The 9,783-nt window shown below is 67.2% G+C and carries 8 protein-coding genes and 1 pseudogene; 4 read left to right on the forward strand and 5 right to left on the reverse strand.

Annotated elements, in window-relative coordinates; translation table 11 throughout:
• The 4 genes from R1101_RS30165 to R1101_RS26320 form a co-directional block, all read right to left on the reverse strand.
• A partial coding sequence (locus R1101_RS30165; RefSeq protein ID WP_332306997.1) for an Rdx family protein occupies positions 1 to 276 on the reverse strand: 276 nt, incomplete at its 3' end.
• Positions 277 to 394: 118 nt separating this feature from the next.
• Complete coding sequence (locus R1101_RS30945) at positions 395 to 556, reverse strand: hypothetical protein (protein WP_016933265.1); 162 nt, start codon at positions 554 to 556, stop codon at positions 395 to 397.
• Between the two features lie 83 nt (positions 557 to 639).
• The gene (locus R1101_RS0109825; RefSeq protein WP_016933266.1) at positions 640 to 1,752 is read right to left on the reverse strand and encodes a glycosyltransferase family 4 protein; all 1,113 of its coding nucleotides are present in this window, start codon (positions 1,750 to 1,752) and stop codon (positions 640 to 642) included.
• Positions 1,749 to 2,894 carry a glycosyltransferase family 4 protein gene (locus tag R1101_RS26320; RefSeq protein WP_016933267.1) on the reverse strand — a complete coding sequence of 382 codons (1,146 nt, stop codon included), beginning with the start codon at positions 2,892 to 2,894 and terminating at the stop codon, positions 1,749 to 1,751. Before R1101_RS26320 ends, R1101_RS0109825 begins: the two co-directional genes overlap by 4 nt.
• A gap of 140 nt (positions 2,895 to 3,034) precedes the next feature.
• Between R1101_RS26320 and R1101_RS0109835 the strand changes: the two genes are divergently transcribed.
• Genes R1101_RS0109835 through R1101_RS0109850 form a run of 4 tightly spaced genes read left to right on the forward strand, consistent with a single transcriptional unit; the run spans position 3,035 to position 9,619 of the window.
• Positions 3,035 to 5,026 carry a hypothetical protein gene (locus R1101_RS0109835; RefSeq protein WP_026003094.1) on the forward strand — a complete coding sequence of 664 codons (1,992 nt, stop codon included), beginning with the start codon at positions 3,035 to 3,037 and terminating at the stop codon, positions 5,024 to 5,026.
• The gene (locus tag R1101_RS30665; protein WP_016933269.1) at positions 4,987 to 6,516 is read left to right on the forward strand and encodes an archaeosortase/exosortase family protein; all 1,530 of its coding nucleotides are present in this window, start codon (positions 4,987 to 4,989) and stop codon (positions 6,514 to 6,516) included. The genes R1101_RS0109835 and R1101_RS30665 overlap by 40 nt, the downstream gene beginning before the upstream one ends.
• Entirely contained in the window at positions 6,501 to 7,976 is a 1,476-nt protein-coding gene (locus R1101_RS0109845) for a glycosyltransferase (RefSeq protein ID WP_016933270.1), read from the forward strand. The genes R1101_RS30665 and R1101_RS0109845 overlap by 16 nt, the downstream gene beginning before the upstream one ends.
• The gene (locus tag R1101_RS0109850; RefSeq protein WP_016933271.1) at positions 7,973 to 9,619 is read left to right on the forward strand and encodes a glycosyltransferase family 39 protein; all 1,647 of its coding nucleotides are present in this window, start codon (positions 7,973 to 7,975) and stop codon (positions 9,617 to 9,619) included. Before R1101_RS0109845 ends, R1101_RS0109850 begins: the two co-directional genes overlap by 4 nt.
• Here the strand turns inward: R1101_RS0109850 and R1101_RS30175 are convergent.
• Positions 9,611 to 9,783: pseudogene (locus R1101_RS30175) on the reverse strand (beta-mannosidase); the annotation flags it as partial. The gene R1101_RS0109850 and the pseudogene R1101_RS30175 sit on opposite strands and share 9 nt — an antisense overlap.

Raw genomic sequence — 9,783 nt, forward strand, 5'->3', positions numbered from 1 at the left:
CACGAGCTCGCGCACCCACTGCCCGAGCGTAGCGTTTTCCGGAAAACCGTTGGCCTCCTTACGGTTCCGAACAACCGCACCGAGCGCGGTACCGAAGGTGTCCGGCAGTTCCTGCGCCATCCGCCCGGCACGCAGCAGCCATCGGCACCGTGCGCAGGCGATCGCAGAGCGGGGAGTCCGCTCGGTCAGGAGCGACAGAATATCCCCGCCGGAAATAGGTGAAGCCCCGGCAATCGTGGTGGTGGATCGGCCGGGGCTTCGGCACGGACCGGTGATGGGGGTAACCGACCCGTGCGGTCGTCCTCACATGGGGGGACAGGAGGACGACGCGGAACCGAGTCTAGACACGAAAAATTGTTACTCGCGAGTACCGCGTCGGCGGCGACGCGGCGTGTCAGGAACTCACGGGAGGATTCGCAGAATCACGCTGCTCGCGCTGCATCTCGACGAGTTGTTCCTCCCTCTCGGAGACGAACAGGAACCGACCGACCGCGAGCGCGCCGAGAGCCGAAAGGCTCAACCACGCCGCCAGCGCCGATGCGATCCACACCCACATGGCTCACAGTGTGCGCGAATCCGCCGCCAACACCAAACACCGGAGATCACAACATGGTTGCAAAAGCAATACTCGAGGATGGCTCACAACGTGACGCCGGTCGCCCAGAGCGCGTTCGCCATGGCCGGCAGCGTCACCTCGATATCGTGGTGGTCCTCCACCCTGCGCCGCGCGGTGACGGCGAGCCCGGTTCGTAGTTCGGGTTCGGCGACGATCCGGCGCAACACCGCGGCCAGGGTGTCCGCGTCGCCGGGCGGCACCAGCAGCCCCGCGCCGTCGGACAGATATTCGGCGGTGCCTCCGTGGTCGGTACCGACGACGGGCACACCGTGCGCCATCGCCTCGAGCACTCCCAGCGGCCCGGCCTCCGGTGCAATACTGGCCGAGACCAACGCGTCCCAGACCGCGAATACCTCTGCCGGGTCGACCTGCCCCAGGAACGACACGCGTCCACGCAGGTCGAAGCGCTCTGCGCGGCGGCGCAACTCGTGGAGGAACGCTTCGTCGCCAGGAAACGGCGTACCTGCCACGTCGAGGCAGATTTCGGGCACCTCGGCGACCGCATCCAGAAGAACCCGATGCCCCTTCCACTCCGTCACCGACGCCAGGATGCCCACCCGCACGGCCGAGTCGACACGACGGGCCGTGAGGGACGGTGCAGCCGGCACCGGAACGCCGTTCGGCGCAACGACGACCGGATATCCGCATTCGCGGACCGGAGCCGCAGTGGCGCGGGAGACCGCTACGGCCCCCGCCACCGCTGCTCTGCCGAGGCGGGCGACGAGGCGTTGCTTCCGTGACGACAGAGTGTCGTGCACCAGCCACCTCGCACGTTCGCGATGAGATGTACCTGCGACGGCGAATCGCAGGGATGGCAACGCGAACAACGAGTTGCACACCACCTGTGGTCGCTCGGCGGTGAGCACGCGCCGGAGCCGGAGCGCGCCCCCCAGCCACCGCACCGGAAGACTCGCCAGGCCCGCGATCCGCCCGGCTCCCGTCTGACCCCACATGCCCAGGCGTGGCAACCCGACGTGCACGCACCCGGCCGGGAGCGCCTCGGCCAGGGGTCCATCGGGGCACGCCACGGTGACTCGCAGGCCTTGCGCGAGGGCGACGTCGACGAGCGCCAACATCACCTTCTCGGCACCCGACCGCTCACCGGTGTGCGCGACGAACAGCAGCGAAGCGCTCACCGCGCAACGACCCTCCTGTGCACCCGGCCGAGCAGCTCCGTCAGTCGCGCGGCGGTCGTGCGGATATCGAACAGTTCGGCGATCCGCGCGTGCGCTGCCGCGCCCATGCTGCGTCGTCGTACCCCGTCGGCGAGCAACATCCGGAGTGCCGCGAGGAGCGCCTCGTCGTCGGCGTGCTCGACGAGAAGCCCGGTCTCGCCGTCGACGACCATCTCGGGGATCGACCCCACCGTCGACGCGACGACCGGAAGTCCGGCCGCACCTGCTTCGAGAATCACGTTGGGTGCCTGGTCCATTCCGGACGGGAAGCACATCAGGTCCGCTTCGGCGAGGATGTCCCACAATCGGTCGTCACCGCTCACGAGATCACCCACCACCCGCACACCCGGCAGATCCGGAACAGGATCACGTGTGACGAGCACCAGATCACACGTCTCCCTCAGGTACTGCTGGTGCAACCGCAGGAGAGTGTTGCCGCCCTTGCGTTCCATGCTGGTGCCGATGAAGACGACGGTGGGGCGCCGGTGCCGCGAACGATCGGGCAATGCCCGTTCCCCGGTGAGAAAGGGCGACCAGATCCCGGGTGCCATCGTCAGCACCTTCTCGGCGGGCAATCCGTACGTCGCCCCGGTAAGCGACGAGGCCGTGCGCCGGCCGTTGGCAATCACCAGGTCCGCGGCATCCAGCACCCGACGCTCGAAGCGGACCGCTGCGCGCACCGCGAACGGAGTGAATCGGGTCGCCGTGCGATAGGGGATCAGATAGGCGTTGAGTTCGTTGGTGCTGTCCGTCGTGACCACCGTGGGACGAGTCCGCATCAGATCCGCCGAGCCGAGCATGCAGTTCTGGGTGTAGACGTGGAGGACGTCGATGTCTCCCTGGGCAAGACGTTCCTGCAGCCGACGCCTCAGCCCCCGGGAATGCACGAGCTGCCCGCGCAGCGCCTGGAGGTCGAGATCGAGCCGATCGAGTCCGGGCACCGGCGCGCGGAACACCTTGCCCACGAATCCCGGACCGTGGGCGTCGAGGAACTCCACCTCGATATCGCCGCGTTCGACGAACGCCCGTCGGAGCGAATGGTGCACCGTAGCGTGTCCACCGATGTTCTCGTTCACGAACAACGCCTTCAGCGGTTCCGCCACCGGTGCCTCCTGTTTCGTCCGGTTCGGGGTCGTCGGCTGAAATCGGGACCGGCCGTCGTTTCGTTACAACAGAGCAACGTCATAACGAATTGCCGACGCGCCTGCAATACTTTCGTGATCCGACACAATACGCTGTTCGGGTGACATTCCACCGAACCGGTCGCCGTTCCCGCCGTAGCCTGATGCTGGCACTTGCCGCCTCGATAACGTTGTGCGCGAACCCGATTACTGCCTCAGCACAGGATCTCGAGCCGACGGAACCGACCTCGCCGGGCGAGGTCGCATTCCCGACCCGCAATCTGGGGCTCGGCCCGAAGCTGGAATTCCGCGGCAATTCCGATGTCGTCACGCTCACAATTCCGGTCCCTCCCGGAAATACCCCCGCTCTCCTGGACACCACCGCCCAACTGCCCACGAACGTCGCGCGCGGATGGATCGACGTCACCTCGGACGGACGGTTGCTCACCCGCGTGGAACTGCCGGCCGGCGGCGACATCGTGCCCCTGTCGATTCCGCTCACCGGCGCGAAGGTGGAGAACGACGCCGCGGTGATCTCGCTGGGGCTGACCTTGACCGCCGTCGACAACATCTGCCCCGACGACTGGACCCTCGGTTCGGTACGACTGCACGACGGGGTGATCCGGTACGCCGGTACCCCTACGCTCCCGTCGGCGGTCGCCGACTATCTGCCGCCCGTCCTCGAACGCCTCGAGTTGTATCTGACGGACGGACCGACGGACGCCGAGTCCACCGTCACCCTGGATCTCGCCGCCGGCGTGACCGCGCGCTATTCGGGACGTCAGGTGCCGGTGGACGTGCGTGAACTACCGTCGAACGGCATTCCCCCGGCCGCCGACAGTCCGTTCGTCCGGCAGATCGTCGTCCGCGAAGGCGAGGAGACGGGCGTGGAGGTCGGCACGATTCCCGGCGGGCCTCCCGCCCTGTACGTCCGAGGCGATGCCGAGACCCTCCTCGACCAGGGGCGCCTGGTGAACAGCGTCCTGTCCGGCTTCGCCGTCGGCTCCGACGTGGCCGTCGGCACCTTCGACGTTCCGCCCATCCTTGCTCCGGACTCGACCACCCTGAACGACCTGCGGGTGTCCGATCTCGAGACGAGCGGTCTCGGCATCGCCGACGTACATCTGTTCCTCGATCAGGCCGAGTTCGGCCGGCCCGTCCGGGATGTCGCCATCGATCTGAAGGGTTCCTACACCCCGCTTCCCGCCACCCAGGGTGGGCTGATCACCGTCTCGGCAGGTGACGTCCAGCTCGACGCATGGGCAGCCGACTCGAGCGGTGTCATCGACCGCGTGGTCACGGTGCCGAACTCGTCCCTCCGGCGCCTCACCGACATCACCGTCGCGCTCCGCACGACCGGTTCTCAGGAGCAGTGCGGTCTCCAACAACCCGTCACCCTCCGTATCGACGGCGAGAGCCGCGTGTCGAGCACCGTCGCCGACCCGCCCGTTCCCGCCGGATTTCCGTCGCTGCCCCAGACCCTGATGCCGCAGCTGAACGTCGCCACTGCGGCTCGCACACTCGTCGACGTCGGACGTGCCGTCGAACTCGTCGCCGGGCTCCAGTCGCTCACCACGCGCCCGCTGGATCCGACCTGGGTGTCGATCGACGACGCGCTCACCTCGTCGGCGCCCGCACTGGTCGTGGCGGCGAACGGCGTCATCCCCGACCGACTGCAGTCGGAGTTGCCGCTCGTCCGCACCGAGGACCGCCGGTTCGAGGTCCGCGACGCCACCGGCGAGAGCACCAGCCTCACCTTCGGCACCGAGGTGGACTTCGCCTCCGTGCAGGTCGTGCGCGAGGACGGACGCACCGTGCTGGTCGCCACGTCCACCGACGTCCCCGAAGAACTCGATCGGACGATCGACTGGCTCTCCGCCGAGCCCGGCCGCTGGTTCGAGCTCGAGGGCAGCGTGCTGTTCACCGCGCCCGACCGCGATCCGATCACGCTCATCGATCCCCGGACCCAGGACGACGGCGTGGACGCGGCGTCGTCGGGAACGAACAGCACGGTGACAGCGGTGGTCGTCGCGGGTGTCGTCCTGCTCGTCGCCGGTGCGGCAGGCGCCGCGGTGTGGGCGCTCTCCCGTCGGCGCCGCCCGCAGTCGCGGTGAACGCGATGACCACGACAGTCGAACAACCGCCGTTCACCGAACGGTTCTTCACGAGTGCGCTGCGGCGCACCACCATTCGGTGGGTCGTGATAGTCACCGCGACACTGATCGGCTTCCACTCCACCTGGCTACAGCTGATCGCGGAGATCCGCACGGGCACCACGGGCGGTTACGTCCTGATCGTGCCGCCGCTCGTCGCGGTCGTCGCGATCGGTGTCACGCGCAGGCGCCGGAACGAACTGCCCATCCACGACCGGCAGACCGACATCATCACCTCGGTGCTTCTGCTGCTGATCGCGCTCGCGATCAAGGGCCTGCTGATGCCGAGATACGCGACCACCTACCAGGTGATGCACCTCGACGTGCTCGCCGCGTGGGTGTTCGTGTGCGGTGCGTGCATCGCGATGTTCGGCCTGCGGGTGACCGCGGCCTACTGGGAGGCATGGATGATGCTCTTCCTGAGCTCACCTGTCGTGTACCGGATCGTGCTCGTCGAACTGGGCGGGACGAAGTTCGTCGCCGGTGTGGTCACCCTCGTCCTCGCCGCCTCGGCGATCGGACTGGCGACCCGGCGCACCTGGGCTCGTGGATTCTTCTACGGCTCCGCAGCATTCGTGATCGGACTGATCGTGCTCGCCGTGATCGATCGGCGATGGCCGGACGCACCCATCGCCGTGGACCAGTACGTCCCGGCGGTGATCGCGACGGTGGTCGTCGGCTCCGGCGCCTACCTCTGGACCTTTCGCGGACTCGCACCGCGCACATTGCCTCCGAATCCCGTCTCGATCGCCCAGGCAGTACGCGGAGCGATGTGCATCGCGGTGGCTGCCCTGCTCGCCGCACTCCTGCCGCTCCCCGACCAGCGCCTGACACCCGTCTCGGTCGGACCACCCTATTCGGGCACCGCCGCCCAGGTCGTCCCGTCCGGATGGGTGCAGTTGTCGTCCGTCGACTACGACTGGCCCCGCGCATACTTCCGTCAGGGATCGGTGCTGCGCCGGCAGATGCTCCGGGCGGAGGAACCGAACCCGGAGTGGGATCGGCTGCTGCGCCCCCGCACCGTCGCAGTGCAGACCCTGCAGGTGCGCAGCCCGAACCAGTTCGCGGTCTATCCCACCCAATCGATGTACGCACTGGGCAGATCACGGGTGAGCCCGAAGGAATACGTCGATCTGGGTCGCGGTGTGACCGCCGAATACTTCACCGTCGTCGACGACACACTGCTCCTGACGTGGAGCCTGCTCAGCTTCGTCTGGACCCGCAGCGACACCGTCGCCCAGCGGGTGAGCCTGCTGACGGTGGACAACCACGAACTCGATGCGCCGTTCCCGCAGCCCGAGCCGAACACTGTCGCCAACGCACGCACGCTGATGCGAGTGTTGCTGCGCGGCAACGGCACCGTCGAGGACACCGAGCCCGAGTACAAGGACCGTTCCATGCTCATCGAGGTGGGTCGCGAACTCGTGGAGGCACAATGGCAGGACGCGTGAACGTCGGTTCCGGACACGATGTTCCGGCCGAGAACACCATCGAATTCGACGCCTACCGGAAGGCGGCCCTGCACGAGGCCGTACACGGACTCCGTGAACGCAGCCCCGTCTCGTCGGCGTCGGTCGCATTCGTGCCGTGGCAGAAGTATCTCGGATTCGCACTCGCCGCGGCCTTCGTGGCCTCGCTGGTCGTAGCGACGAAACCTACCCTGATCGTCTTCACCGTGCTGTGCACCTTCGGGTACATCGCGACCCTCGCCGACCGGCTGCTGCTCTTCACCCGGGGCATGGCCCGCGACGCGCAGTTCATCGTCGACGACGAGGAAGCGCTCGCCCTGACCGACGACCGGCTCCCGCCGTACACGGTGCTCGTCCCCGCCTACAACGAACCCGAGGTGGTCGGCGACCTGCTCGCTGCCATGGCCGCGCTCGACTATCCGGCCGACAAGCTCCAGGTGCTGTTGCTGCTCGAGGAGGACGACACCGTCACGATCGACGCTGCGGAGGAGGCCGGACTCGGCGAGAGCGTCGAGATCCTGCTCGTCCCGGCCGCCGACCCGCGCACGAAACCGAAGGCGTGCAATTACGGACTGCACTTCACGACGGGTGAGATCGTGACGATCTTCGACGCCGAGGATCTCCCGGAACCACTGCAGCTGCGCCGGGTGGTCGTCGTCTTCGATCGCCTCGGCGACGACGTGGCGTGCGTGCAGGCGAAGCTGGCCTTCCACAACGGAACCCAGAATCTGCTGACCGGATGGTTCACCGCCGACTACGCGCTGTGGTTCAACTTCATCCTGCCCGGACTGATGAAGTCGCACTCGCCGATCCCGCTCGGCGGGACGTCGAACCACATCCGCCGATCGGTGTTCGACGAGATCGGTGCGTGGGATCCGTACAACGTCACCGAAGATGCCGATCTCGGTGTCCGGATCGCCGAATCCGGTTACTCCACCGCGGTTCTCGACTCGACCACACTGGAAGAGGCGAACAGCGATCCGATCAACTGGGTGCGGCAGCGATCCCGGTGGTACAAGGGCTATCTGCAGACCTGGCTGGTCCACATGCGCCGCCCCGTCCGACTGTGGCGAGTCATCGGCACCGCCGGAATGCTGCGGTTCACCACCCTGCTGGCGGGTACACCGATCATCGCGTGCCTGAACATGGTGTTCTGGATGACGACGCTGTCGTGGCTGCTCGGGCAGGCGGATCTCATCGAGGAGATCTTCCCGTGGTACGCCTACTTCCCCGCCTTGATCTCGCTCGTGTTCGGCAATGTCGCCGTGATGTACATGAACTTCGTCGCGTGTCGCGAGACCGGGCACGCGAACCTGTGGTGGCCGTGCCTGACCGTCCCGCTGTACTGGGTGCTCATGTCCATCGCGGCGATCAAGGGCACCTATCAGCTCATCCGCAATCCCTCCTACTGGGAGAAGACCTTCCACGGGTTGTCGTCGTGAAGGCCCGCAGCCGGTGGGTGTTCTGGACCTCGGGCCTGATCTATCTGGCGGCAGGTCTGTGGCTCGCGCTCGACGTGCAGTACTACCAAGGGGATTCGCTGAGTCGTGTGAGCGCGGCGCGGACGGTGCTGCTGAGCCGCGACCCGCATCTCGCCGCCATCGGATTCGTGTTCACGCCGCTCACCGCACTCGTCCAGGTGCCTCTCGCCGGTCTGTCGGCGTGGTTCCCCGGACTGACGGCCTATTCGGTGACGGCGGTGATCATGTCGGCACCGTTCATGGCCAGCGCAGCGGTGCAGATCCACAAGATCGCGTGCGATCGCGGATGTTCCCCGTGGTTCGTGTGGACGGTGACGGCGGTCTTCGCACTGAATCCGATGATCGTCTACTACGGCGCGAACGGGATGAGCGAGGCACCGTTCCTGTTCGCGTTGTGCTGGGCCGCTCGCCGACTCATCCGGTGGTGCAGCACCGACGACATCCACGACCTCGCCCTGGCGGGTATCGCCCTGGCACTGGCGTATCTCGCGCGGTACGACGCGCTGGCCGTCGGTGGGGCGGTGACGGTCTTCGTCGCGCTGCTCGTCCGGTACCGCTCACGCCGATACGCTCCCGGTGCCGGATGGCAGCCGGCGATCATGGACGCCATTCTCGTCGCCTCTCCCCTCGCCCTGGCCTTCGTCGTGTTCGTCACCACGAGCTGGCTCGTCACCGGGGAAGGGCTCGCGCAGTTCACCTCCACCTACGGCAACGCCGCCATCCTCGAGCAGAGCGGTGGTGGATCGTCGGGCGGACTCGGTGCGATCGCCTTCTCGCTCGCCGAGACCGTCGCGCTCGGACCGGCGCTTCCGCTGTCGATCCCGGTCGTGGCGGTGCTCGCGTGGCGGCGACGCGATCTCGAACCGCTCGTGCCGTTCGTGGTCTTCGGCGCGGTGCTGGGCTTCGCGGCACTGTCCTACGCGCGCGGGATGACCTTCCCGTTCCTGCGCTTCTACATCTGCGCGATCCCGCTGCTCGCCGTGTGGGTCGTGCAACTGGCGCCGCGACGCGGGCGGTTCGCGGCCCGACGTCCCGGCCCGCACACCGCTCCGAGAGCCGAGGACGACAGCGGGGCGGCCCCATTGGGTGCGGTACTACTGGTGTGCAGTCTGCCCATCACGTTCGTCGCGATGGGCTCGCCCGCCCTGTCGCAGGAACAACACGCGCTGCGCACGGTCCTGTTCCCGGACGACGACGATCCGTCCGACGTGCGTGAGCAGCAGAGACGGGTGATCGCGGCGTTCTCCACCGAACGACGCATCGCCGAATACCTCGACGAGATGGACCTGCCACCGGGTTCGGTGCTGATGGACACGGTCTACGGGTTCGCGATCTTCTCGGCCACCGAACGCCCCGAGACGTTCGTCATCCCTTCGGATTCCGACTTCACGGCCGTGCTCAACCGCCCTTCGTCCTACGGAGTCGAATACATCCTGACCGTCCCCAACGAGGGTCGCGGAACATCGGATGCCGTGAACCGCCGTTATCCCACGATCTACGAGACCGGCAGCGACATCGCCGTACTCGAACTCGAGATCCCCAATGACGGGGCCGACCAACCCGATTGGAGGCTCTTCCGCGTGAGCGACCGCGCCTCATCCTGAGCGGTGGTGACGCCGTAGGACATACCGGACCGGGTCGTCGAGGCCGATGTCGTAGGTGCACTCGTCCGCCCGCGGGTCGGGGACGAACGACCACAACAGCGCACCGTCGGCCCCGAGTTCGCGGTACCGCGTGAGCGTGCGGTCGACGATCTCGGCACGGTCGT

This window comes from Rhodococcus sp. R1101, from assembly GCF_000278445.1.
Taxonomy (GTDB): Bacteria; Actinomycetota; Actinomycetes; order Mycobacteriales; family Mycobacteriaceae; genus Rhodococcus; species Rhodococcus gordoniae.